General features: G+C 73.8%; 21 protein-coding genes. 14 read left to right on the forward strand and 7 right to left on the reverse strand.

Going from position 1 to position 23,930, the window contains the following annotated elements:
- The first annotated feature begins 217 nt into the window (after nucleotides 1-217).
- From ABZ807_RS01520 to ABZ807_RS01530, 3 genes are all read left to right on the forward strand, one after another.
- Entirely contained in the window at nucleotides 218-1,186 is a 969-nt protein-coding gene (locus tag ABZ807_RS01520) for a hypothetical protein (RefSeq protein ID WP_357151492.1), read from the forward strand.
- A 35-nt stretch (nucleotides 1,187-1,221) separates the two neighbouring features.
- Nucleotides 1,222-2,775, forward strand: a complete 1,554-nt coding sequence (locus ABZ807_RS01525; protein ID WP_357151352.1) for a fused MFS/spermidine synthase — start codon at nucleotides 1,222-1,224, stop codon at nucleotides 2,773-2,775.
- Between the two features lie 71 nt (nucleotides 2,776-2,846).
- Nucleotides 2,847-4,424, forward strand: a complete 1,578-nt coding sequence (locus ABZ807_RS01530) for a serine/threonine-protein kinase (RefSeq protein ID WP_357151354.1) — start codon at nucleotides 2,847-2,849, stop codon at nucleotides 4,422-4,424.
- Between the two features lie 4 nt (nucleotides 4,425-4,428).
- Here ABZ807_RS01530 and ABZ807_RS01535 read toward each other — a convergent pair whose 3' ends face one another.
- Nucleotides 4,429-5,097 (reverse strand): TrkA family potassium uptake protein, encoded by a 669-nt coding sequence (locus ABZ807_RS01535; protein ID WP_357151355.1) that lies wholly within the window; start codon nucleotides 5,095-5,097, stop codon nucleotides 4,429-4,431.
- Nucleotides 5,087-6,421, reverse strand: a complete 1,335-nt coding sequence (locus tag ABZ807_RS01540) for a potassium transporter TrkG (protein ID WP_357151357.1) — start codon at nucleotides 6,419-6,421, stop codon at nucleotides 5,087-5,089. Before ABZ807_RS01540 ends, ABZ807_RS01535 begins: the two co-directional genes overlap by 11 nt.
- Before the next feature lie 142 nt (nucleotides 6,422-6,563).
- On the opposite strand from ABZ807_RS01540, the gene ABZ807_RS01545 reads away from it, so the two are divergent.
- From ABZ807_RS01545 to ABZ807_RS01590, 10 genes are all read left to right on the forward strand, one after another.
- Nucleotides 6,564-7,685 (forward strand): glycerophosphodiester phosphodiesterase, encoded by a 1,122-nt coding sequence (locus ABZ807_RS01545; protein WP_357151359.1) that lies wholly within the window; start codon nucleotides 6,564-6,566, stop codon nucleotides 7,683-7,685.
- A gap of 678 nt (nucleotides 7,686-8,363) precedes the next feature.
- Nucleotides 8,364-9,569 carry a substrate-binding domain-containing protein gene (locus ABZ807_RS01550; RefSeq protein ID WP_357151361.1) on the forward strand — a complete coding sequence of 402 codons (1,206 nt, stop codon included), beginning with the start codon at nucleotides 8,364-8,366 and terminating at the stop codon, nucleotides 9,567-9,569.
- A 3-nt stretch (nucleotides 9,570-9,572) separates the two neighbouring features.
- Nucleotides 9,573-10,316: an ABC transporter ATP-binding protein gene (locus tag ABZ807_RS01555; protein ID WP_357108487.1), complete on the forward strand. Its 744-nt coding sequence runs from the start codon at nucleotides 9,573-9,575 to the stop codon at nucleotides 10,314-10,316.
- The gene (locus ABZ807_RS01560) at nucleotides 10,313-11,077 is read left to right on the forward strand and encodes an ABC transporter ATP-binding protein (protein ID WP_357151363.1); all 765 of its coding nucleotides are present in this window, start codon (nucleotides 10,313-10,315) and stop codon (nucleotides 11,075-11,077) included. The genes ABZ807_RS01555 and ABZ807_RS01560 overlap by 4 nt, the downstream gene beginning before the upstream one ends.
- Entirely contained in the window at nucleotides 11,077-11,967 is an 891-nt protein-coding gene (locus ABZ807_RS01565; RefSeq protein WP_357151365.1) for a branched-chain amino acid ABC transporter permease, read from the forward strand. Before ABZ807_RS01560 ends, ABZ807_RS01565 begins: the two co-directional genes overlap by 1 nt.
- Entirely contained in the window at nucleotides 11,964-13,091 is a 1,128-nt protein-coding gene (locus tag ABZ807_RS01570; RefSeq protein WP_357151367.1) for a branched-chain amino acid ABC transporter permease, read from the forward strand. The genes ABZ807_RS01565 and ABZ807_RS01570 overlap by 4 nt, the downstream gene beginning before the upstream one ends.
- A gap of 80 nt (nucleotides 13,092-13,171) precedes the next feature.
- Nucleotides 13,172-13,918, forward strand: a complete 747-nt coding sequence (locus tag ABZ807_RS01575) for an SDR family oxidoreductase (protein ID WP_357151368.1) — start codon at nucleotides 13,172-13,174, stop codon at nucleotides 13,916-13,918.
- 170 nt (nucleotides 13,919-14,088) lie between these two features.
- Complete coding sequence (locus tag ABZ807_RS01580; protein ID WP_357151370.1) at nucleotides 14,089-16,209, forward strand: DEAD/DEAH box helicase; 2,121 nt, start codon at nucleotides 14,089-14,091, stop codon at nucleotides 16,207-16,209.
- Nucleotides 16,210-16,334: 125 nt separating this feature from the next.
- On the forward strand, nucleotides 16,335-16,562 hold the full coding sequence (locus tag ABZ807_RS01585; protein ID WP_357151372.1) for a heavy metal-associated domain-containing protein: 228 nt from the start codon (nucleotides 16,335-16,337) through the stop codon (nucleotides 16,560-16,562).
- Nucleotides 16,555-17,508 (forward strand): hypothetical protein, encoded by a 954-nt coding sequence (locus ABZ807_RS01590; protein ID WP_357151374.1) that lies wholly within the window; start codon nucleotides 16,555-16,557, stop codon nucleotides 17,506-17,508. The genes ABZ807_RS01585 and ABZ807_RS01590 overlap by 8 nt, the downstream gene beginning before the upstream one ends.
- Nucleotides 17,509-17,602: 94 nt before the next feature.
- Here ABZ807_RS01590 and ABZ807_RS01595 read toward each other — a convergent pair whose 3' ends face one another.
- From ABZ807_RS01595 to ABZ807_RS01605, 3 genes are all read right to left on the reverse strand, one after another.
- On the reverse strand, nucleotides 17,603-18,019 hold the full coding sequence (locus ABZ807_RS01595; protein WP_357151376.1) for a helix-turn-helix domain-containing protein: 417 nt from the start codon (nucleotides 18,017-18,019) through the stop codon (nucleotides 17,603-17,605).
- A 235-nt stretch (nucleotides 18,020-18,254) separates the two neighbouring features.
- Nucleotides 18,255-19,412, reverse strand: coding sequence for an SAM-dependent methyltransferase (locus tag ABZ807_RS01600; protein ID WP_357151378.1), 1,158 nt, complete (start codon nucleotides 19,410-19,412; stop codon nucleotides 18,255-18,257).
- 203 nt (nucleotides 19,413-19,615) lie between these two features.
- Nucleotides 19,616-21,277 carry a DEAD/DEAH box helicase gene (locus ABZ807_RS01605; RefSeq protein ID WP_357151380.1) on the reverse strand — a complete coding sequence of 554 codons (1,662 nt, stop codon included), beginning with the start codon at nucleotides 21,275-21,277 and terminating at the stop codon, nucleotides 19,616-19,618.
- A gap of 292 nt (nucleotides 21,278-21,569) precedes the next feature.
- On the opposite strand from ABZ807_RS01605, the gene ABZ807_RS01610 reads away from it, so the two are divergent.
- On the forward strand, nucleotides 21,570-22,217 hold the full coding sequence (locus tag ABZ807_RS01610; RefSeq protein WP_357151382.1) for a ferritin-like fold-containing protein: 648 nt from the start codon (nucleotides 21,570-21,572) through the stop codon (nucleotides 22,215-22,217).
- A gap of 57 nt (nucleotides 22,218-22,274) precedes the next feature.
- On the opposite strand, the gene ABZ807_RS01615 is transcribed toward ABZ807_RS01610, so the two are convergent.
- Nucleotides 22,275-22,502, reverse strand: coding sequence for a DUF3107 domain-containing protein (locus tag ABZ807_RS01615; protein WP_088960194.1), 228 nt, complete (start codon nucleotides 22,500-22,502; stop codon nucleotides 22,275-22,277).
- Between the two features lie 65 nt (nucleotides 22,503-22,567).
- On the reverse strand, nucleotides 22,568-23,206 hold the full coding sequence (locus ABZ807_RS01620; protein WP_357151383.1) for a TetR/AcrR family transcriptional regulator: 639 nt from the start codon (nucleotides 23,204-23,206) through the stop codon (nucleotides 22,568-22,570).
- Nucleotides 23,207-23,930 lie beyond the last annotated feature (724 nt).

Genomic DNA, 23,930 nt, shown 5'->3' on the forward strand with positions numbered 1-23,930 from the left:
CGGCACGCTGTGTCGACGATCTATGCCTCCGGTGGTCGCGAGCCTGGTCAACCGGTCTGAGTCCGGTATCGTGTCCGGCGGTCGCCGCCCGCAGGCCCGTCAACCGGGGCCGGCGGGGCCGCCGCCGCGCCGCCGTCCACCGGTGACCGGCGGCCGAGGGAAGGACACTGTCGTGCCGAGGACCAGCCTCACCCGGCCGCGCGCCCGCCGGCCGCTGATCGTGCTGCTCGCCGCCGTGGCGCTGCTGCTCGGCGCCGGCGTCGCGCCGGCCGCCGCGGAGCCCAACGAGGGGGGCACCAAGAAGCTCCGCGAGGCGCTGGAGGCCGCCGCCAAGGGTCACATCGAGGCCAAGGCCAAGCTGGACAACTCCAAGCGCCGCCAGATCGCCCTGACCAGCGAGCTGAAGGTGGTCGAGGGGCGGCTGGTCGGGCTGAACGCCCAGGTCGGCGAGGTCGCCGCGCAGTCGTACCGGCTGGGTCGGCTCACCGCGGCCTCGGCGCTGCTCAACAGCGCCAGCCCGGAGGTGTTCCTGCAACGCGCCGCCGAGCTGGACGTGATGGGCCAGCGGGACGCCAGGCGGCTGCGCGAGCTCACCGAGGCCAAGCAGACCGCTGCGCAGGCCAAGGCGGCCATCGACAACGAGGTGCGCGAGCAGCAGAAGCAGCTCGCCGCGCTGGCCAAGCGGAAGCGGGACGCCGAGCGGGCGCTCGCCACGGTCAGCTCCGGCGCGAGCGCCGGCTTCAGCGGCGGGTCGCGTTCGGCGAGCCCGGCGCCGCGCAACTCGGACGGGTCCTGGCCGTCGGAGTCCTGCTCGGTCAGCGACCCCACCACAAGCGGCTGCATCACCCCGCGCACTCTGCACGCCCTCAAGCAGGCCCAGGCCGCCGGCTACAAGCGGCACGTCTCCTGCTTCCGCAGCGGCGGCGACGGTGAACACCCCAAGGGTCGGGCCTGCGACTTCTCCGCCGCCACCGGCGGATTCGAGGACGTCTCGGCCACCGGCGGGGACAAGGCGTACGGCGACAGCCTGGCCAACTACCTCAAGAACAACGCCAGCCGGCTCGGTGTGATGTACGTGATCTGGTACCGGCAGATCTGGATGCCGAACACCGGCTGGCGGTCGTACAGCGGGGGTGGCAGCCCGGCCGCCGACCACACAAACCATGTTCATCTTTCGATGTACTGACCGGAACGCCGGGAACGCTGCGTAGCATCGCGACGGTGAGCAGCTCATCGTCCGACGTCGCGGTCACCCGGGCGCCCGCCGCGCCGGCCACCGTCCGCGCGCTGCCCAATGGGCTCGCCGCGTTCCTGGTCTTCCTCTCCAGCGGCGCCGTGCTGGTGCTGGAGACGGTCTCGCTCCGCCTGGTCGGCCCGTACGTCGGGGTGACCCTCCAGGTCACCAGCTCGGTGATCGGCATCGCGCTGGCCGCCATCGCGTACGGGGCGTGGACCGGCGGCTGGCTGGCCGACCGGCGGGACCCGCGCGGCCTGCTGGCCCCGGCGCTGGTGCTGGCCGGCATCGCCTCGGCGGTCACCCTGCCGGTGGTCCGATATGCCGGTGAGGTGCTGCGCGGCGGCGCGACCAGCGGCATCCTGCTGCTCACCGCGCTCGCCGTCTTCGTCCCGGCGGCCCTGCTCGCGGCGGTCACCCCGCTGGTGGTGAAGCTTCAGCTGGCCGACCTGCGCCGCACCGGGCAGGTGGTTGGGCGGCTCTCCGGTATCGGCACGCTGGGCGGCATCACCGCCACCCTGGGCACCGGCTTCGTGCTGGTGGCAGCGCTGCCCAGCACGGTCATCCTGATCGCGCTGGCGGCGCTGCTCGGGGTCACCGGCCTCGCGCTCGGGCTGTACCTGCGCCGGCGGGAGGGCACCGGGCTGCCCGGCGCGACCCGCACGAAGGCGACGCTGGCGGTGCTCGGGTTGGTCGGGGCCGGGCTCGGCGCGGTCGCCCCGAACCCGTGCGACGTGGAGACCGCGTACCACTGCGCGCGGGTGGCCGACGACCCGTCCCGCGCCAGCGGACGGGTGCTCTACCTGAACTCCGCCCAGCACTCGTACGTGGACCTCGCCGACCCGACCCATCTGGAATACGCGTACACGCAGTGGATCGGCGCGGCGGCGGACGTGGCCGCGCCGGCGGGGCGGCGGCTGGACGCGCTGCACCTCGGCGGCGGCGGCTTCACCATGCCGCGCTACCTGAGCGCCACCCGCCCGGGCACCGACAACGTGGTGTTCGAGATCGACGGTGAGCTGGTCGAGCTGGACCGGCGGCTGCTGGGCGTCCGGCCGGGGCCGGGGCTGCGGGCGGTGGTGGGCGACGCCCGGATGCTGGTCGGCGGCGAGGCCACCGACAGCCGCGACCTCGTCGTCGGGGACGCCTTCGGCCACCTGGTGGTGCCCTGGCACCTGGCCACCCGGGAGATGGCCGCCGAGGTCCGCCGGGTGCTCCGGCCCGGCGGGATGTACGTGCAGAACGTCATCGACTACCCGCCGGACCGTTTCATCCGCAGCGAACTCGCCACGGTCGCCGCCGAGTTCCGCCACGTCGCGCTGGTCGCCCCGCCCGGCGCGATCGCCGGCCAGCAGGGTTCCAACTTCCTCATCGTCGCCTCGGACGCGCCGCTGCCGCTGGACGCGCTCACCCAGCGGCTGGGCCGCCTCGACGCGGTGCCGGACCTGCTCGCCGGAGCCGAGCTGGCCGCGTTCGTCGACGACGCGCTGGTCCTCACCGACGACTACGCCCCGGTGGACCAACTGCTCGCGACCGCCTGAACGGGTGACTTTGCTGACCGATTTCGACCAGCCAGGTGTAGCCGGGGCAGTCCGGGGCAACACGTCCGACCATGGGTGGAGGAATCCGGAACGGCGCACAGCTGCTGGGTGAGCGGTACCGGTTGATCGAGCAGCTCGGCGCGGGTGGCATGTCCGTGGTGTGGCGGGGCTACGACGAGGTGCTCGGCCGGCAGGTCGCGGTGAAGGTGCTCGCCTCCCGGCTCGCCAGCGACAAGGCGTTCCGGCACCGGATCCGGATCGAGGCCCAGGCGGCGGCCCGGCTGTGCCACCCCAACATCACCAACGTGTACGACTACGGCGAGTCCGAGCAGGCCGGGCTGACCGTGCCGTACGTCGTGATGGAGCTGGTCGACGGCGGCCCGCTGACCGCCCGGCTCGGCCGGGACTGGAAGCTGCCCTGGCGCGAGGCGGTGGCCATCGCGGCCGAGGTCACCTCGGCGCTGACCACCGCGCACACCCGTGGCGTGGTCCATCGGGACGTCACCCCCGGCAACGTGATGCTGACCCCGACCGGGGTGAAGGTCGTCGACTTCGGCATCTCCGCGCTGGTCGGGGAGAGCGAGAAGGGCCCGGACGGCACGCTGCTCGGCACCCCCGCCTATCTGGCGCCGGAGCGGCTGGACAACGGCCAGGTCTCCCCGGCCACCGACGTGTACGCCGTCGGCCTGCTGCTCTACCGGATGTTGACCGGCCGGCTGCCCTGGCAGGCCAGCACCACCACGGAGATGCTGCGGGCGCACATGTACAACGACCCGGAGCCGATGCCCGAGGTGCCGGGGCTGCCCGCCGAGGTGACCGAACTGGCGCACCGCTGCCTCGCCAAGCGTCCGGCGGACCGGCCGACCACCGCCGAGCTGGCCCGTACCCTGGCCGAGGCGGCCGGGATGATCGCGGCCGTGCGGGTGTCCCCGGCGCCGGGCACGCTCGACCCGGCGCTGCTGGCCTGTGCCGGCACCACGATCCTGCCCTGGTCGGCCGACACCGACTCGCTGCCCTTCTCCGGCCGGACCCGCACCCGGCGGGCGGCGACCCGGCGGCGTCGGGTGGAGGCCGGGGTGGCCGCCGCCGGCCTGGTCGCGGTCACCGCGGCGATGTGGGGGGTGACCTCCAGGACCCCGGCCAGCGGTGGCGTCGACCATCCCACCGAGGCCCGGATGGGTCTGGCGAAGCCGAGCCCCTGCGCGGTCGAGTACGCGTTGCGCAGCGACTCCGGCAAGGACTTCGCCGCCCAGCTCACCCTCACCAACACCGGCGCCCACGAGCTCCGCGGCTGGATCATGAGCTTCGCCTTCCCCGGCCAGCAGACCGTCACCACCGCCGGCCCGACGGTGCGACAGGACGGCCGGACGGTGCGGGTGGGCCCGGCCGTGGGCCGGGAGTCGCTGGCGCCGGGGGCGTCCGAGAAGATCGCCCTGTCCGGCCGGTACACCGGGGGCAACCCGCTGCCGCTGGAGTTCAAGGTCGGCGAGGACGCTTGCGGGGTACGGGTCTCCGGGGTGGCCGGGGCGACGCCGGGCACCGCCCCGGCCGCGAAGGCGCCGGCCACGAAGGCCCCGACGAAGAAGGCCCCGCCGAAGAAGGTCCCGGCGAAGACCACGGCGAAGTCCGGCAAGGGCAAGGGCAAGTGAGCCCTCAGCCGAGGGCGGCGAACGACTGCACCTGGGCGATCGCGCCCTCGACGATGAGCACGCTCTGCGCGCTGATCACGGTGTCCGGGGTGGCGTACCGGAAGCGTTCCCCGGGCAGCTTCGCGCCGACCACCATCACGCCGTAGCGTTCGGGCACGGTCAGCTCGCGCAGCGACCGGCCGACCAGGGACGGCGGCACCGGCACCTTGGCGATGGCGAAGTCGTCGCCGAACTCGATGAAGTCGAGCATCCGGCTGACGATCAGATGTGCCACCCGTTCCCCGGTCTCCGCCTCGGGGAAGATCACGTGGTGGGCGCCGACCGAGCCCAGGATCTTGGCGTGCTTGTTCGAGGTGGCCCGGGCCCAGATCTGCGGCACGCCGACCTCGGTCAGCGCCAGTACGGTGAGGATGCTCGCCTCCACCGAGGCGCCGATCGCGACCACCACCCGGCGGAAGTCGTTCACGCCCAGTTGGCGCAGCGCGGCCTCCTCGGTCGCGTCCGCCTGCACCACCCGGTCCAGGTACGGCGCCCAGCGCTGGACCTGGTCCGGGTTCCGGTCCACGGCGAGCACCTGATGGTCGAGCCGGGTCAGCGCCTCGGCCAGGTGGCAGCCGAACCGGCCCAACCCGATTACCGCGACGTCCCCGTCGCCCGCGTCTCTAGCCGACAAGGGGTTGCTCCTTCGGGTAGCGGTACAGCCGACGTCGGGTGTTCAACGCGAGCGCCGAGCCGAGGGTGAGTGGCCCGACCCGGCCGATGTACATCAGGATGGTCAGCACGTACTGGCCGGGCTCGGGCAGCCGCGGGGCGAGCCCCACCGAGAGGCCGGTGGTGCTGAACGCCGAGGTCACCTCGAAGAGTGAGTCCCTGAACCGCACCCCCTCGGTGATCACGATCAGCCCGACCGTGCCGACGACCACCAGCGCGACGCTGAGCAGCGCCACGGTGAGCGCCTGGCGCTGGCTGGCCTCGGCGACCCGACGGTGGCCGACGGTGACGTCCGGCTCGCCGCGCAGCTCCGTCCAGATGACGAAGGCGAGCAGGAAAAAGGTGGAGACCTTGATCCCGCCGGCGGTGCTGGCGCTGCCGCCGCCGATGAACATCAGCCCGGTGAGCAGGGGATAGCTCTCCTCGGTCAACGACTCGGTGTTGATCACATCAAAGCCGCCGGTGCGGCTGAGCGCGATCTGCGTGAACGTGGCGAGCAGTTTGCCGGGCGCGCCGTACGTGCCGATGGTGCGGGGGTTCGTCCACTCGGTGGCCAGCAGGGCGGCGAAGCCGCCGGACAGCAGCACCACGCTGCCCCAGATGGTCAGCTTGGTGGCGATGGCCCAGCGCCCCGGACGGCGCCAGTGCCGTACCGCCTCGAAGAGGGCCGGGAAGCCGAGGCCGCCGATGATCGCGCCGAACGCCAGTGGCAACGCCACCCATGGGTCCCGGGAGAAGCCGAGCAGACCGTCGGAGTAGAGGGTGAAGCCACCGTTGTTGAAGGCCTGGACGGAGTGGAAGGTGCCGGACCAGAGCGCCCGGCCGGGCGGGTAGCCGTAGGCCAGCCAGAGCCGCCCGCTGGTGACCAGGATCATCAGCGCCTCGGTGACGACCACCGTGGTGGCGATGCGCACCAGTAGCCAGCGGACGTCGCCGACGCCGTACTCGGCGGTCTCGGCCTGGACCAGCAGCCGGTTGCGCAGCCCGAGCTGCCGGGACACCGCGAGGGTGACCAGGGCCGCGCCGGTGAGGATGCCGAGGCCGCCGAGCTGGGTGAGCACGGTGATCATGGCGAGCCCGAAGTCGTTCCAGTAGTGCGGGGTGTCGTTGACCGCCATGCCGGTGACCGACACCGCGGAGGTGGCGGTGAACAGCGCGGTGGCCAGCGGGGTGTAGCGGTGCTCGCTGGTCGCCCAGGGCAGCATCAGCAGGCCGGTGCCGATCGCGATCGCCACCAGGAAGCCGAACGGCACCAGCCGGACGGGATGGCGGAGGAACCGGCGCACCAGACAATCTTCCGTTTTCCGGCATCGTCCGGTCGGTGAATCGCGTATCCCGGAGGGTTCATCCGCTGGCCAGCCGCCGACCAACTGGTGGTCAGCCGGGGCCGGTCTGCTGGGCGCGACCCATCGACGACAGGAGACGGCGTTGCGACGTACCCTTTCCGCTCTCGGCCTGGCCGGCACGCTGCTCGCGGTGGCGGTGGCCGTGCCCGGCTCGGCATCCGCCCGGGAGGACGACGCGGACCGCGCGGACCGGGCCACCCACCGGCCCATCGTGATCGCCCACCGCGGCGCGAGCGGCTACCGCCCGGAGCACACCCTGGAGGCCTACCGGCTGGCGATCCGGATGGGCGCCGACTACATCGAGCCGGACCTGGTCTCGACGAAGGACGGCGTGCTGGTCGCCCGGCACGAGAACGAGATCTCGGGTACGACCGACGTGGCGGCCCGGCCGGAGTTCACCGCCCGCAAGGTGACGAAGACCATCGACGGGGTGTCGGTCACCGGCTGGTTCACCGAGGACTTCACCCTGGCCGAGCTGAAGACCCTGCGGGCGAAGGAGCGGCTGCCGCAGGTGCGGGTGGCCAACACCGCCTTCGACGGCCGGTTCGAGGTGCCGACCTTCCAGGAGGTCATCGACCTGGCCCGCACCGAGAGCCGCCAGCGGGGCCGCACCATCGGTGTCTACCCGGAGACCAAGCACCCCAGTTACTTCGCCGCCATCGGGCTGGCGCTGGAGGAGCCGCTGGTGGCGGTGCTCCGGAAGAACAAGCTGACGCACCGGCACGACCCGGTGTTCGTCCAGTCCTTCGAGACCGCCAACCTGCGCAAGCTCGACACGATGATCGACGTGCCGCTGGTCCAGCTCATGGACGCCGCCGGCCGCCCGTACGACTTCGCCGCCGCCGGCGACACCCGCACCTACGCCGACCTGGCCACCTCGGCCGGGCTGGCGTGGATCGCCGACTACGCCGACGGCGTCGGCCTGAACAAGAACCTGATCGTCCCCCGGGACGCCACCGGCAAGCTGGCCGCGCCGACCACGGTGATCCGGGACGCGCACCGCGAGCGCCTGGTGGTGCACGCCTGGACGTTCCGCGCCGAGAACCAGTTCCTGCCGGCCGACTTCCGGATCGGCGCCGACCCGAACGCCCGCGGCGACATCACCGCCGAGTACGAGCTCTTCTACGGGCTCGGTCTGGACGGCGTCTTCGCCGACCAGCCCGACACCGCCGTCGCCACACGCGCGGGCCTCGCCGCCCGCTGACCCCAGCGCCGCGTCGGGCCGGCACGGCTCGCGGTGGCTGAAGACCGACCGCGAGTACGCGGAACGGGGGTGTCCGGTCTCCGGGCACCCCCGTTCCGGCGCAACGGAGTCGATCAGCCGGGGCCGGGACCGGGCAGTGTGGTCGGAGTCCTTTGGAGCTGATGTCGTAAACGATTCAGCACGTCGCATCAAGCGCGGCAGGGCGGCGGGATCATCGGAGATCGTGCTCGTTCCTGGAAGTAGTGGTCTCACCGGCCGCCGAGGCCACTACTTCCAGGAACCAGCGTGATCTCGGGGTGGCCGCGTCGGACCCGATGGCCTGAGTCGTTCACGTCATCAGCTCCAAAGCGTCGGAGCTCCCTACTGGGCTGGGCGCTCGGCGACGTAGGTGCCGCGCCCCTGCTGGCCGACGATGAGCCCGCGGTCGTGCAGGATGACGAGCGCTGGTTGGGCGGTGTTGCTGCTGACGCGGCGATGGTGGGGGGCGACACAGCGTGGAGTCGGAGGGTGGCGGCGACAGCCATCGTGGACCGGTGTCGCGGGCGGACCCGCCCGGTGATTGTCACGGACGGCCACCCGGTCCGTATCACTTGTGTGTCGGCACCACATAGCCCGTGCGTGACGTCACTTCTAGCGTGAGCCGACACATGCATACTGTCCTCCTCACCTGGAGTCGCGATGACGGTCCGGCACACGCGGCGGGCGTTCCTCTCCGCCGCCACGATGATGGCCGCGGCGCTCGCCGCCACGGCCTGCGGCAGCCCGCAGGACACCGCCTCCGGCGGCGGTGACTCCGCCGCCCCGGTCAAGGTCGGCCTGGTGTACTCCCAGTCCGGCCCGCTGGCCAGCTACGGCAAGCAGTACATCGAGGGGTTCAAGGCCGGCCTCGACCACGCCACCAAGGGCACCGGCAAGGTCGGTGACCGCAAGATCGAGGTGACCGAGGTCGACGACGCGGGTGACCCGGCCAAGGCGGTCTCCGCGGCCAAGGACCTGATCGGCAAGGGTACGAAGATCATCGCTGGGTCGACCGCGTCCGGCGTGGCGCTCCAGGTCGCCCCGATCGCCGCGCAGAACAAGGTGCTCTTCATTTCCGGCCCGGCCGCCACCGACGCGATCACCGGCGCCAACAAGTACACGTTCCGCTCGGGCCGGCAGTCCTACCAGGACGTGGTGACCGCCAAGTCGTTCATCGGCGACCCGTCCGGCAAGAAGGTGGTCGTCTTCGCCCAGGACGGCGCGTTCGGCGACGCCAACGAGGCCGCGGTCAAGGCCGTCATCGGCGGCGCCGGGGCCAGCGTCAGCAGCGTCCGGGCCCCGGCCAGCGCCACCGAGTTCACCCCGTTCGCCAGCCAGATCAAGGCCGCCAAGCCGGACCTGCTCTTCGTCGCCTGGGCCGGCACCACCGCCCCGGCCATGTGGCAGACCCTGGACCAGCAGGGCGTGCTCGCCTCCACCACCGTCGTCACCGGCCTGGACATCCGCGCCTCCTGGCCGACCTTCGGCGCCGCCGGCAGCAAGATCTCCTTCCTGTCGCACTACTTCGACGGGGCCAGCGACACCGAGGCCGCGAAGGCCGCCAAGGCGAAGATCCCCGGCGGGACGCTCGACCTGTTCCACCCGGACGGGTTCGCCGCCGCGCAGATGGTCGTCCGCGCCGCGCAGGAGGGCGGCGACGACGTCGACAAGATGATCAAGGCCCTCGAAGGCTGGACGTTCGACGGGGTGAAGGGGCCGATGAGCATCCGCGCCGCCGACCACGCCCTGCTCCAGCCGATGTACCAGGCCAAGCTCTCCGGCAGCGGCACCGAGTTCACCGCCGCCGCCCAGAAGAGCCTGACCGGTGACGAGACCGCGCCGCCGGTCACCCAGATGAAGGGCTGAACCGTGCTCGCCACCCGCGGTCTGACCTGGCGGATCGGAGAGGTCGCCATTGTCGACAGCGTCTACCTCGACCTGGCGCCCGGGGAGTTTCTGGGCGTGATCGGGCCGAACGGCGCCGGCAAGACCTCCCTGTTCAACCTGATCACCGGCCTGCGCCGGCCGACCGAGGGCCGCATCCTGCTGGACGGGGAGGACGTCACCGCCCTCCCGCCGCACCGGCGGGCCCGCCTCGGGCTGGGACGCACCTTCCAGGCGTCCTCGGTCTTCGGCTCGCTCACCGTGCGGGAGAACGTCCGGCTTGCGGTGCAGGCGTACCGCGGGGGCTCGATGAAGCTGTGGCGGCGGGCGGCGGCCGACCGGGAGGTGGCCGCCGCCGCCGACGCGGCGCTCGACCGCGTCGGCCTCCACCACCGGGGTACGGCGCTCGCCGGCACCCTCGCCCACGGCGAGAAGCGCAAGCTGGAGATCGCCCTGCTGCTCGCCGGGGAGCCCCGGGTGATGCTGCTGGACGAGCCGATGGCCGGCGTCAGCGCCGAGGACGTGCCCGAGCTGGTCGCGGTGATCAAGTCGTTGACCGGCGACAGCAGCCGGGCGGTGCTGATGGTCGAACACCACATGGATGTGATCCTGGAACTCGCCGACCGGATCGCCGTGATGCACCACGGCGCGCTGCTGGCCTGCGACACCCCGGACACCGTGATGGCCAACGCCACCGTCCAGGAGGCGTACCTGGGGGAGTCGCTATGAGTGAACCGGTGCTCAGCGTCGAGAACCTGTCGGTGCGGATCGCCGGGCTGCACATCCTCCAGGGCGTGTCGTTCACGGTCGCGCCGACCGGGGTCACCGTGCTGCTCGGCCGCAACGGCGTCGGCAAGACCACCACGCTACGCGCGATCGTCGGCCTGACGCCGCCGGGCGGCGAGGTCCGGGGTGCCATCCGGATGGGCGCGCAGAGCCTGCTCGCCCGCCCCACCCACCGGCTGGTCGGCGGCGGGCTCGGCTACGTGCCGGAGGACCGCTGCGTCTTCGCCGGCCTCACCGTCGCGGAGAACCTGCGGCTCGCCGAACGGCGGGGCACCACCCCGGCGTACGACAAGGTCTTCGCGCTCTTCCCGGAGCTGGACCGGCGCGGACGGCAACGGGCCGGCTCGCTCTCCGGCGGGCAGCAGCAGATGCTCGCCATCGGCCGGGTGCTGCTCAACGACAACCGGCTGCTGCTGGTCGACGAGCCGACCAAGGGGTTGGCGCCGAAGGTGGTGACCGAGGTGGCCGAGGTGCTGGAACGGGTGGCCGAGTCCGTGCCGGTGCTGCTGGTCGAGCAGAACCTGGCCGTGGTCCGGCGGCTGGCCCGGGACGCGGTGGTGCTCGCCGCCGGCCAGGTGGCCTGGAGCGGGGACGCGAAGGAGCTGCTGCTGGAGACCGGGCTGACGAAGTCGCTGCTCGGGGTCGGCTCCGGCGGCGGACACGAGGCCGCACCCGCCCCGGCGGCGGCGAAGGAAGGGCGCTGATGGACACGGTCATTCTGCTGACGCTGACCGGGCTCGGCCTGGCGGCGCTCTACTTCCTGGTCGCCTCCGGGCTCTCCCTGGTCTTCGGCCTGGCCGACGTGCTCAACTTCGCGCACGGGCTCTTTCTCGGCGTCGGCGCGTACGCCACCTGGTGGGCCGCGGGCAACCTGCCCGGCGCCGGCCCCGACGGGTTCGGGTTCGTGGTGGCTGTCGCCTTCGGCGTGCTCGCCGGGGCGCTCGTCGCGGTGCTGGTGGAGCTGGTGCTGATCCGGCCGCTCTACTCCCGCACCATCGAGCAGGTGCTGGTCACCGTCGGCCTGTCACTGGCCGGGGTGGCGCTGCTCCAGGCGACGTGGGGCGCCGACGCCCGCCCGTTCCCGCGCCCCGAGTGGACCCGTCAGGTGACCTCGATCCTCGGCGCGAACGTGCCCAACGGCGGGCTGCTGCTGATCGTCGCCGCGGTGGTGGTGCTCGGCGCGCTGCTCGCCTTCCTCCGCTGGACCCGCTACGGCCTGGTGATCCGGGCCGGCGTGGAGAACCGGGAGATGGTGACCGCGCTCGGCATCGACGTGCGCAAGGCGTTCACCCTGGTCTTCGCGATCGGCGGGGCGGCCGCCGCGCTGGCCGGCGCCCTGGGCAGCACCTTCTACGGCACGGTCTCGCCGGGCCAGGGCGGCTCGCTGCTGATCTTCGCGTTCATCGTGGTGGTGATCGGCGGGATGGGCTCGGTGCTCGGGTCCGCGTACGCGGCGGTCGCGGTGGGGCTGCTGCAACAGTTCGTCAACTACTACGGCACGTCCGGGCTGGGCGACATCTGCGTGGTCGGCCTGCTCGCCGTGGTGCTGCTGCTGCGTCCGCAGGGCTTCGCCGGAAAGGTGGCACACGCATGACCGACTCCATGGTCGACGCGCCCCCGGCGCGGGTCCCCGCCGAGCTGATCCCGCAGCCCCGGCGCTGGCACGCGGTGCGGCCGTGGCTGCCGCTGGTGGCGCTGGCGGTGGCGGCGATCCTGCCGTACTCGACGCTCACCCTGCCGGGGATCTTCGAGGGGCCGCTGAACTCGCCGGGCACCCTGCAACTGCTCGCCGTCTGCCTGGTCTTCGGCGGGCTGGCGGCCGGGTACGACCTGCTCTTCGGCCGGACCGGGATGCTCTCCTTCGGGCACGCGCTCTACTTCGCCGCCGGCGTGTACGGCACCGACATCCTGGTCACCCGGGCCGACCTGCCGCTCTGGCAGGCGGCGCTGCTCACCGTCACCGGGGCGACGACCCTGGCCGCGCTGCTCGGCGCGATCGCGCTGCGTACCGTCGGAATCGCCTTCGCCATGGTGACGCTCGCCTTTGCCCAGGTCGGGGCGATCCTGGTGGCCCGCGACTTCGGCGGGTGGACCGGCGGCGAGGAGGGGCTGCCGCTGGACGTCTCCGGGCTGCCGCCGGCCCTGGTCGGGGTCACCAACACGGTTAACCTGTACTGGCTGGCGCTGGCGTACCTGGCGGTGGTGGTCTTCGTGGTGCACCGGGTCTCCTGCTCACCCACCGGCCGCGTGCTGGCCGGGCTGCGCGACGACGAGCGGCGGATCGGGGTGCTCGGGCTCGACCCGTACCGGTTCAAGCTGGTGGCGTTCACGCTGGCCGGCGGCCTCGCCGCGGCCGGCGGGGCGGTCTACTGCCTGATCGTCGGTGGCGCCTCGCCGCACATCACCTCCTCGGAGCTGACCCTGTCGCTGCTGGTGATGGTGGTGCTCGGCGGCCCCGGCACCCGCTGGGGTCCGGTGCTCGGCGGCATCCTCTACATGTACCTGGACCACCGGCTCACCGCCTTCGGCACCAGCGACGCCGTGGAGAGCCTCCCGGCCTTCCTCAGCCGCCCCCTGAGCCAGCCCCTGTTCGTCCTCGGCACGATGTTCATCCTGGCCGTCTACTTCTTCCCCGGCGGCCTGGCCAGCCTCCGCTCCCGCGTGACCCCCCTCCTGACCGCCCTCCGCCCCGGCCGCTCCCCGCACCCACCCCGTTGATCATGAAGCTGGCGGGGCGACACGCCGACGTGACCGCCGCTAACCTCATGATCGACGGGGTCTGAGCAAGGGAGTGTGGCGTGGGCGAGCGGTTGGCCGTGGTGAGCGGGGGAGGGACCGGGATCGGGGCGGCGGTGGCGCTGGGGCTGGCCGGGGACGGGTGCGACGTGCTCGTCGTGGGGCGGCGGGCGGGAGTGCTCGCCGAGGCCGCCGGGCGGATCGACGCCGCCGTGGGGCGGGCCGGGGCGGTCACGCCGCTGGTCGCCGACCTCACGGACCCGGAGCAGCTCGACCGGGTCCGCGCGGCCGTGGGGGAGCGGGCGGTCGACGTGCTGGTCAACAACGCCGGGGGCTACCTCGGCGGGGACACCGACACGCTGGCCGGGGTCGCGGCGCACTGGCGCGCCAACCTCGACGCCAACGTGCTCACCGCCGTGCTGCTGACCGAAGCGCTGCGACCGGCGCTGCGCCGCCCCGGCGGCCGGGTGATCCTGGTCAGCTCGATCGCCGCTCAGCGGGGCGGCGGCGGGGCGTACTCGGCGGCGAAGGCGGCACTGCACGGCTGGGCGTACGACCTGGCCACCCAGCTCGGGCCGGAGCAGGTCACGGTCAACGTGGTCAGCCCCGGCTACGTCGCCGACACCGAGTTCTTCGGTGACCGGATGACCCCCGAGGGGCACGCCAAGCGGGTCGCGGCCACCCTGGTCGGGCGGGCCGGCGAGCCGGACGACATCGCCGGGGCGGTCCGCTACCTGGCCGGCCCCTCGGCCGGGTACGTCACCGGGCAGGTGCTCGGGGTCAACGGCGGGTCCGTGCTCGGCCGCTGACCCACCGCGCGAACGCGGGCGGGGACGCGGTTCCCCGTGTGGCCGCGTCCCCGCCCATCGTCCGCGATCAGTCCCGTCCCGCCCGCCCCGGCCCCGTCGACCGCGCCACCGTGACCGGGAGAACCGCCCGGCGGTTCGGCGGTGTCCGGCGGCGCTGGTAGAAATGCCGGATGAGCCAGGATCGGGCGGCGGTACGGGAGCGGGCCGAGGCGGTGCTGCGCCGGCTGGCCGGCGAGCACGCCCGACTCCGCGAGGACCAGTGGCGGGCGATCGAGGCGCTGGTGGTGGACCGGCGTCGGGTGCTCTGCGTGCAACGCACCGGCTGGGGCAAGTCGGCGGTGTACTTCGTGGCCACCGCCCTGCTGCGGGAGCACGGTGAACACGGGCCGACCGTGATCGTCTCGCCGCTGCTGGCGCTGATGCGCAACCAGGTGGAGTCGGCGGCCCGGGCCGGCATCCGGGCCCGCACCATCAACTCCGCCAACCTCGACGAGTGGGACGAGATCACCGCCGAGATCCACGCCGGGGCGGTGGACGTGCTGCTGATCAGCCCGGAACGGCTCAACAACCCGGACTTCCGGGACACCGTGCTGCCGAAGCTGGCCGCCACCACCGGGCTGCTGGTGGTGGACGAGGCGCACTGCGTCTCCGACTGGGGGCACGACTTCCGGCCGGACTACCGCCGGCTGCGGACCTTCCTCGGCAACCTGCCGGAGCGCACCCCGGTGCTGGCCACCACCGCCACCGCCAACGAGCGGGTGACGGCCGACGTCGCCGAGCAGTTGGGCGACGCCCTGGTGCTGCGCGGCACCCTCGACCGCGAGTCGCTGCGGGTGGGCGTACTTGACCTGCCGAGCCCGGCGCACCGGCTGGCCTGGCTCGCCGACCACCTGGACCGGCTGCCCGGCTCCGGGATCGTCTACACGCTGACCGTGGCGGCGGCGGGGGAGACCGCCGAGTTCCTCCGTTCGCGCGGCTGGTCGGTGGCCTCCTACACCGGGCAGGCCGACGACGCCGACCGCCGCGCCGCCGAGCAGGACCTGCTGGACAACAAGATCAAGGCGCTGGTCGCCACCTCCGCGCTGGGCATGGGCTTCGACAAGCCGGACCTCGGCTTCGTGGTGCACCTCGGCGCGCCGCCCTCGCCGATCGCCTACTACCAGCAGGTCGGCCGGGCCGGCCGGGCCGTCGAGCACGCCGAGGTGCTGCTGCTGCCCGGCGTCGAGGACGCGGCCATCTGGCGGTACTTCGCCTCGCTCGCCTTCCCGCCCGAGGAGCAGGTCCGCGCGGTGCTCGCCGCGCTGCACACCGACCGTCCGCTCTCCACCCAGGCCCTCGAACCGATCGTCGACCTGCGTCGGGCCCGGCTGGAGCTGATGCTCAAGGTGCTCGACGTCGACGGCGCGGTCCGCCGGGTCCGCGGCGGCTGGCTCGCCACCGGCGAGCCCTGGGTCTACGACGAGGCCCGGTTGCGTCGCGTCGCCCAGGCGCGCACCGCCGAGCAGCAGGCCATGCGGGAGTACGCGACCACGCCCGGCTGCCGGATGCGCTACCTGCGCGAGTGCCTGGACGACACCGGGGCGGGTGACTGCGGCCGGTGCGACCGGTGCGCCGGGCCGCTGTTCACGCCCCAGGTCTCCGACGCCGCGCTGACCGCCGCGCAGACCTTCCTGGGCCGCCCCGGTGTGGAAATCCCGCCGAAGAAGCTCTGGCCGACCGGGCTGGACGCGGTCGGCGTACCCCTCAAGGGGCGGATTCCGCCCAGTGAGCTGGCGCTGCCCGGGCGGGCCGTGGGACGCCTGTCGGACCTGGGCTGGGGTGGGCGGCTGCGCGGCCTGGTCGGGCCGGAGGCGGCGGACGGCCCAGTCCCCGACGACGTGGCGGCGGCCGTGGTGGAGGTGCTGAAGGCGTGGGCGCACGGCGACGACCCGTGGCCGCGCCGCCCGGTCGGGGTGGTCGCCGTCGGGTCCCGCACGCACCCCGCGCTGGTCGGCTCGCTGGCCGAGCGGATCGCCACGGTGGGCCGGTTGCCGCTGCTCGGCCGGGTGGTCCCTACCGGGTCCGCCGGGGCCGGCGGCCCGCGCGGCAACAGCGCCCAGCGGGTACGCGCGCTGCACGACGCGTTCGCCGTGCCGGACGAGCTGGTCGACGCGCTGGCCGGACTGGACGGGCCGGTGCTGCTCGTCGACGACCTGGTCGACTCCGGCTGGACGCTGACCATGGTGGGCCGGCTGCTGCGCCGGGCCGGCGCCCCGGACGTGCTGCCGATCGCCCTGGCCGTCGCCGGCTGAGCGCTCGCTGCCGGTGCTCGCCACCCGCGGGGCGGGAAAGTTCCCGGCGTGGGCGGAATGCGACCGTCGCCACGGTCGCCGTCCGGGCGGCGGTCGGTATCCGGGTCGGCGGTACCGTGGGGCGCATGGCCGAGGGAACCGTCACGCAGACCTATGCCGTCACCGGGATGACCTGCGAGCACTGCGTGCGCGCGGTCACCGAGGAGTTGTCCGCGCTGTCCGGCGTCGACGAGGTGCGCGTCGACCTGGCCGCCGGCACCGCGACGGTCACCAGCGCCGCGCCGCTGCCGGAGGCGTCGGTCCGGGCCGCCGTGGACGAGGCGGGGTACGAACTGGCCGTCGACGGTGCCTGAGCACCCGCCCACCCCGCCGGTCCACGGGCACCCGGCGGGGGCGGACCGGAGCACGCTGCGGCTGGCGCTGACCGTCGGCGGGCTGGTGCTCGCCGTGCTGCTCGGCTTCGGCCTCGGCCGGGCCAACCCCGGCCCGACCACGCCCTCGGGGACCGGGGCCGCCGCGGCCATCGGCGACCACACCCACGCCCCCGGCACCGGCGCGCACGACCACGGCGCCGGCACCGACCAGGCCGCCGACAGCGGCGCCGGCGGGTTCTCGGTGACCTCCGCCGGCTACACCCTCACCCCGTCGACGGCGGAGTTCGGCGTCGGCCGGGCCGGCGAGTTCCGCTTCCAGGTACGCGACGAGCGGCGGCGGCCGGTCACCCGGTTCGCCGTCGTGCACGACAAGCCGATGCACCTGATCGTGGTGCGCCGGGACCTCACCGGCTACCAGCACCTGCACCCGACGATGGCGGCCGACGGCACCTGGTCCGTACCGCTGACCCTGGCGCAGCCGGGCGTCTGGCGGGCGTACGCCGACTTCGCCGTGGTCGCCGACGACGGCCGGCAGACGGCGGTGACGCTCGGGGTGGACCTGGTCGCGCCCGGCGGGTACACCCCCCGTCCGTTGCCCGCCGCGGCCACCACCACGACCGTGGACGGCTTCACCGTCGGGTACGAGGGCTCCCCGGAGGTCGGTCGGGCCCTCCCGCTGCGCTTCCGCGTCAGCGCCGGTGGTGCCCCCGCCGCGCTGGAGCGCTACCTCGGCGCGTACGGCCACCTGGTCGCGCTCCGTGAGGGCGACCTGGGTTACCTGCACGTGCACCCGGTGGCGACACAGGCGGGCGACACGGTCACCTTCTGGGTGACCGCGCCCGGGCCGGGCCGTTACCGGATGTACCTGGACTTCCAGGTGGCGGGCGTGGTGCGGACCGCCGAGTTCACCGTCACCGTGCCCTGACGGCGGTCCGCCCTCCGGTCAGCCGGTGGGGAAGCCGGCGAAGGCGCGCGGCCCCAGTCGGACGATCATGTCGGCGCCCCCCGAAATCCGCGGTTCAGCCGGCTCGGCGGACCGGCCGGCGGGCCAGGTAGCGCAGCAGGTCCCGGATGTGGTGCTTCTCCTCGGCCGGCACGGTCGGGTCGGCCAGCCGTTCCAGGATGACCCGCACGTCCGCCTCGACCGGGGCGTCGTCGGCGCGTCGGCGCGGCGCCGGTCCGGCGTCGGGCAGCCCGAGCGCCCGGAACGCCGCCGCGACGGGAAGGTCGAGCGCGGCGCAGAAGCCGCGCACCTTGGCCAGTTCCGGATAGTCCTGCCAGTCGCCGGCCAGCCACCGGAAGACGGTGGACCGGCCGACCCCGGTGTGCGCCGCCAGGTCGGTCACCGTCCAACCCCGCTCGTCACGGGCGTCGTCGATGGCACGTCGCACGAAGCGTGCGAACGCCATCTGTGGTGATACCTCTGCGGAGCCCATTCCTGCGGGGTCGTCCCTTTCCGGCCGGAGCCCAGATTCGGTGCGCGCTCCCAGGGTAGTACGGCAGGGCGTCGGAGCAATTGACCGACCGACCCGAAGGTCCCGTCCGCGGGACTCGAGGGGTGGGGTGTGCAGGCCCGGGCCGGCGAGCGGTCGGGGCGGGACCGGCGCGGCGACGGGCGCCGCTGACCGACGCCACCGTCAGGTCGTCGGGCGGCCTCGGGCTCAGCCGGTCTCAGGTCGTCGGGCCGGCCCCGGCCAGCAGCGTCTCTAGGCGCGGCGCGATCCGCCACTGGTCGACCAGGTCGCGGTACTCGGCGCGCTGCCCCTCGGTGGGCGCGGTCCCGGTGTGGCGGGCCCGGATCAGCAGGTTGCGCGGGGTGTGCCGGGAGTCGACGAACTCCACCACCTCGGCCCGGTAGCCGTGCAGCCGGAGCAGGCCGGCGCGCAGCGAGTCGGTGAGCACGTCGGCGAAGCGTTCCCGCAGGATGCCCTGCCGGGTCAGCAGCTCGTACGGCGCGGGGGCCGGGTGGGCGCGCAGTTGCGCGGCGAGGTCGTGGTGGCAGCACGGCGCGGCGAGCATCCAACGGGCGTTCCACCGCACCGCGCGGGCCAGTGCCTCGTCGGTGGCGGTGTCGCAGGCGTGCAACGCCAGCACCAGGTCGGGGGCGGGCTCGATCACCGCGTCGGCGATGGTGCCGGCCACGAAGGAGACCCGGTCCGCCCAGCCGAGCCGCTCGGCCAGCTCGGTGTTGCGCCGGCGCTGGTCCTCGCGGACGTCCACGCCGACCAGCTCGACGTCGAGGCCCCGCTGCGTGAGGTAGCGGTGGGCGGCGAAGGTCAGGTACGCGTTGCCGCAGCCCAGGTCCACCACGCGCAGGGGCCCGGTCAGCTCGTCGGGAAGGGTGGCGGCGAGCGCGCGCAGGAACGCGTCGACCTGGCGGCGCTTTGCGGCCGAGCCGCCGATCTCGGCGAAGATCGGGTCGCCCGGGTCCAGCAGGTACTCCTTGGCACGGTCGTGCCCGCCCGGCTCGGCCGCGGGCCGGCTCGCCGCGGCCCGGTGCACCTGCGCCTCGCCGGACTTGGTCACCCGGAGCTGGAGCGTGGCGTCGGCCGTCTCCACGTGCCAGTTGCCGAACGGCTCGGCCAGCAGCGCGTCGACCGCCGCGCCAGCCTCCGCGCCGGGGGCCACGTTGCGGGTGTACGGCCGGGCGCCGTCGGAGGTGGAGATCTGCAACCGGGGGCCGGCCTTGAGGGCGATCGGGCGCAGCTCGGCGCGGACCACCGAGGGGCGCTGCCCCCGGCGGCGGCCGGCGGCGACCGCGCGGGTCAACGCGGGGTCGAGCAGCAGGGTCCGGACCTCGGTCAGGGCGGCGTCCAACGGTTCGGGCATCCCACCATCATCCTTCCTGCTCCGGGCCGCCCGTCGGCAGGCCGCCGCAGGGTGCCGCGCGTCGCTCGCCCACCACGCCGCCGCACCGGCCCCGGCGTGTCGCCCAGCTAGGAAGCACCGGGCGGAGACGCTCGCCCGCCACCGAAAAAGGGGACGTCCCCCGGACCGGTGCTCGGCGCGGGGGACGTCGGGTGTGGCGAAGGTCAGTCGGCGATCGCGTCGGCCGGCGTACCGGCAGCGGAGCCAGCACGGCGGCGCCGGCGGCGGCGCGGCTTCGACGACTCGCCCTCGGCGGCGGCCGTGGCCGGCTCCGGGGAGCCCGCCTCGGTGGCGGCCGCCGCGATCGACTCGCCCGCGACCGTTTCGCCGGCCCGGCGGCGGCGCCGGCGGCGCGGAGTGCGGGTGCCCTCCTCGGCGGCGGCGTCCGCCGGCGCCTCGGCGGCCGGCGTGCCCGCGTCGGCGCGACCGCCGCGTCGGCGCTCGCCCCGGCCCTCACCGCGGCCCTCGCCGCGTCGGGAGCCCCGGCCGGCCTCGCCGCGCCGCGGCCGGCCGCCCAGGTCCTCCTCGACCTCGGCGGAGAGCCCGGCCCGGGTCCGCTCGGCGGTCGGCAGGGTGCCGGAGACCTCGGGGGAGATGTCGAGGTCGGTGTAGAGGTGCGGGGAGGTGTGGTACGTCTCCGGCGGTTCCGGCATCTCCAGGCCGAGCGTCTTGTCGATGATCCGCCAGCGGGGCATGTCGTCCCAGTCGACGAAGGTCACCGCGACGCCCGTGGCCCCGGCCCGGCCGGTACGACCGATGCGGTGGGTGTAGGTGTCCTGGTCCTCGGGGCAGTCGTAGTTGATGACGTGGGTGACGCCGGTGACGTCGAGCCCACGCGCCGCCACGTCGGTGGCGACCAGGATGTCGATCTTGCCGGCGCGGAACGCCCGCAGCGCCCGCTCCCGCGCGCCCTGGCCCAGGTCGCCGTGGACGGCGGCGACCGCGAAACCGCGGAAGTCGAGGTCCTCGGCGACCCGGTCGGCGGCCCGCTTGGTGCGGGTGAAGATCATGGTCAACCCGCGCCCCTCGGCCTGGAGGATCCGGGCCACGATCTCGATCTTGTTCATCGAGTGGGTGCGGTAGACCAGCTGCTGGGTCTGCGGCGACGGGCCGGTCTCGGCGGTGTGCCCGGCGTGGATCGTCACCGGCCGGCGCAGGAAGCGCCGGGACAGCGCGACGATCGGGTCCGGCATGGTGGCCGAGAAGAGCATCGTCTGCCGGTCCTCCGGCAGCATCGCCAGGATCTTCTCGACGTCGTCCAGGAAGCCCAGGTCGAGCATCCGGTCGGCCTCGTCGAGCACCAGCGCGCGCACCCGGTCGAGCCGCAGGTGCTTCTGCTTCTGCAGGTCCATCAGCCGGCCGGGCGTGCCGACCAGGATCTCGACGCCCTTGCGCAGCGCGTCGATCTGCGGCTCGTACGCCACGCCGCCGTAGATCGGCAGCACCCGCACGCCCCGGGTACGGCCCGCGGCGGCGAGGTCCTTGGCGACCTGGATGCCCAGCTCGCGGGTGGGGACGACGACCAGCGCCTGGGGCACGCCGTCGCCGCCCTCGCCGGGCGCGAAGACCCGCTCCAGCAGCGGTACGCCGAAGCCGAGGGTCTTGCCGGTGCCGGTCGGTGCCTGGCCGATCAGGTCGGTGCCGCGCAGCGCGATGGGCAGCGCGTACTCCTGGATCGCGAAGGCGCGGGTGATGCCCGCCGCGGCCAGCGCCTCGACGGTCTCGGGCCGCGCGCCGAGCGCGGCGAAAGTGGGAGCTTCCGGACGGACCGGGGCGGTGGGGACCAGTTCCTGGCCACCCAGCTCTTCGAGAATTTGTTCGCTCATCTGGATCTGGGGGTGCCCTCTCGTGGTGCGCCCCGTCTTGTCCTCAGGGCGCGATCGGTGTGGCGCGGGCCACGCGGTCGGGGGGCGGATCGCCGAGCCGGACCGGGCCGCACGCGCGCCGCAGGCAGGACTTCGATCAGATCGGCGCCCGCGGCAACTGCTCCATCCTACCCGAGCGGCCCTCCACCCGTCCCGGAGCGCGGCGGCCAGGTCTCTCCCGGGGGTAAAAATTGTGACTCACGCCACTACATGTGGGCCTTGGGTGGCCCGGTTTGGGCGGTACCCTGCGCTCGTGTCCGCCCCGACAACACCCGAGGCCGTGGTCGACCTGCTCGGCCTGGTGGCCTACGGCGAGCTGCTCGCCTTCGACCGGCTGGCCGCCGACGCCCGGCTCGCCCCCGACCTGCGCCGCCGGGCCGCGCTGAGCGAGATGGCCGCCGCCGAGATCGGTAACTACCGGCGCCTCGCCGACCGGCTCGCCGCGCTCGGGGCGCTGCCCGACGACGCCATGGCGCCGTACGTCGCGCCGTTGCAGGCGTACCACGACTCGACCGAGCCGAAGGACTGGCTGGAGGCGGTCACCAAGGCGTACGTCGGCGACGCGATCACCGACGACTTTCTCAGCGGGATCGCCGACACGCTCGACGAGCCGGACCGGCAGCTCGTCCTCGACGTGCTGCACGAATCCCGGTACGCCGAGTTCGCCGCGGCCCAGATACGGGCGGCGATCGCGGTCGACCCACGGGTGGCCAACCGGCTCTCCATGTGGGCGCGCCGGCTCGTCGGCGAGGCGCTGTCCCAGGCGGGCCGGGTCGCGGCGGCGGACCGGGGCGCGCTGACCGCGCTGATCGCGCGGGACGGGGCAGACGTGCCGGCGATGTTCCGGCGGCTCACCGCCAACCACACCGCCCGGATGGCCGCCGCCGGGCTGAACAACTGACCGGACCGGCCGGTCCCGGCCCGCGACGGGCGTACCCGCCGCGGGGGCCGGACCGGCTCAGCGGACGGTGAACCCGACCGCCCGTGGGGACGCCTCGGCGATCTCGACGTAGGCGACCTTGTTGACCGGCACGATGACCCGCCGGCCCTTCTCGTCGGTCAGGGACAGCGTCCCCTCGTCCTTGCCGAAGGCGTCGGTCACGATCTGCTCGATCTCGGCCGGCGACTGCGCGCTCTCCAGAACCAGCTCGCGCGGCGCGTACTGCACGCCGATCTTGACCTCCACTGTGCCTCCTCAGGTGGGCGAAAGAGCCGCCGATGGGAAGGCTATCCGATCTCGGGGCCGGATGTTCAGGCTGACTCACCTTGCAGCGGGAAGCTCGCGATCCCGCGCCAGGACAGCGCTGCGACCAGCGCCTCCGCCTCCGCCTTGGGCACCTGGCGACCGCCGGCCAACCAGAACTGGGCGGCGGTCTCGGCCGCCCCGACCAGGCCGGAGGCGAGCAGTTCGGCGTGTGACCGGCTGACGCCGGTGTCCGAGATGATGGTGTCGGTGATCGCCGCTATGCAGCCCTGCTCGACCCGCTCCACCCGCTGGCGGACCGCCGGGTCGTTGCGCAGGTCCGACTCGAAGACGAGGCGGAACGCCTCGCTCTCGTGGTCGACGAAGTCGAAGTACGCGCGCACCGAGGCGCCGACCCGCTCCTTGTTGTCGTTTGTCCCGCGCATCGCGTCGTGCACCTTGGCGACGATGGCGTCGCAGTGCGTGTCGAGCAGCGCGAGGTAGAGCTCCATCTTGCCGGGGAAGTGCTGGTAGAGCACCGGCTTGGAAACCCCGGCCCGCTCGGCGATGTCGTCCATCGCGGCGGCGTGGTAACCCTGCGCGACGAACACTTCCTGCGCCGCCGCGAGCAGCTGCTTACGGCGCGCCGAACGGGGCAGGCGGGTGGGCCGGCCGGCGGTCTGCGCACCGTTGCCCACAGCGGTCATGGGAACCTCCGAGTTTCTTCGTACGAGCCGGCACTTTTACCCCGTACCGGCCGGGTGCATGTACCCCGGTCCCGGAATTGGCCCGCCGCTGTAACTTATCGCCACTGTCACCACACGGTAGCCTCAGCGGGGGCGACCAAGGAGCGCGCGGTGAGTGATTCAGGGCAACCCGGTGCCGCCACCCCGGGAGAGCACGGTGACGGGACGGGTCAGCAGGATGACCTGGCCCGTCCCGGCAGCGGGTGGGTACCCCCGGCGACCGGGTGGTCCGGCGGGGCCGACGCCCCCGCGTACCGGGACCCCGCCGCCGCCTGGCACCGGCCCGACCCGACAACCGGCTGGAACGCCTCCTCCCCGCGCTACGGCGACCTGCCGGCGCCGCTGACCGACCCCGATCCCGCCCCCGCGCCGCGCAACGGGCGGGCGCACCTCAACGGTGTCAGCCACCCGGGTGAGGAGTCGCCGCGCGGCGGGCCGTCCCCGGTGAGCGCCCCGCCCGCCGACGCGCCCCGCTTCGGGGCCGACCTGCGGCGGGACGCCGACGGCGACCGGCTGGTCGTACCGGCGCAGCGGCCGGCGCCCCCGGCCGAGCAGCAGCCCGCGCCGGCCGACCCGGATGCCGCGGCGGGGCACTCCTCCGAGGAGCCGCCCCGGGCGGGCCGCTGGGCGGAGGACGGCTTCCCCACGTCCGCGCCGCCGGCCGTGCAGGTCCCGCCGGTCGGCA

The sequence above is a fragment of the Micromonospora sp. NPDC047548 genome (assembly GCF_040642975.1).
Taxonomy (GTDB): Bacteria; Actinomycetota; Actinomycetes; order Mycobacteriales; family Micromonosporaceae; genus Micromonospora.

Coding starts and splice junctions, on each gene's coding strand:
- ABZ807_RS01595 (WP_357151376.1), bottom strand. CDS start 18,019: ATGGGCTCCGCAGAGGTATCACCACAGATGGCGTTCGCACGCTTCGTG.
- ABZ807_RS01550 (WP_357151361.1), top strand. CDS start 8,364: ATGACGGTCCGGCACACGCGGCGGGCGTTCCTCTCCGCCGCCACGATG.
- ABZ807_RS01585 (WP_357151372.1), top strand. CDS start 16,335: ATGGCCGAGGGAACCGTCACGCAGACCTATGCCGTCACCGGGATGACC.
- ABZ807_RS01570 (WP_357151367.1), top strand. CDS start 11,964: ATGACCGACTCCATGGTCGACGCGCCCCCGGCGCGGGTCCCCGCCGAG.
- ABZ807_RS01560 (WP_357151363.1), top strand. CDS start 10,313: ATGAGTGAACCGGTGCTCAGCGTCGAGAACCTGTCGGTGCGGATCGCC.
- ABZ807_RS01530 (WP_357151354.1), top strand. CDS start 2,847: ATGGGTGGAGGAATCCGGAACGGCGCACAGCTGCTGGGTGAGCGGTAC.
- ABZ807_RS01580 (WP_357151370.1), top strand. CDS start 14,089: ATGAGCCAGGATCGGGCGGCGGTACGGGAGCGGGCCGAGGCGGTGCTG.
- ABZ807_RS01565 (WP_357151365.1), top strand. CDS start 11,077: ATGGACACGGTCATTCTGCTGACGCTGACCGGGCTCGGCCTGGCGGCG.
- ABZ807_RS01600 (WP_357151378.1), bottom strand. CDS start 19,412: ATGCCCGAACCGTTGGACGCCGCCCTGACCGAGGTCCGGACCCTGCTG.
- ABZ807_RS01620 (WP_357151383.1), bottom strand. CDS start 23,206: ATGACCGCTGTGGGCAACGGTGCGCAGACCGCCGGCCGGCCCACCCGC.
- ABZ807_RS01605 (WP_357151380.1), bottom strand. CDS start 21,277: ATGAGCGAACAAATTCTCGAAGAGCTGGGTGGCCAGGAACTGGTCCCC.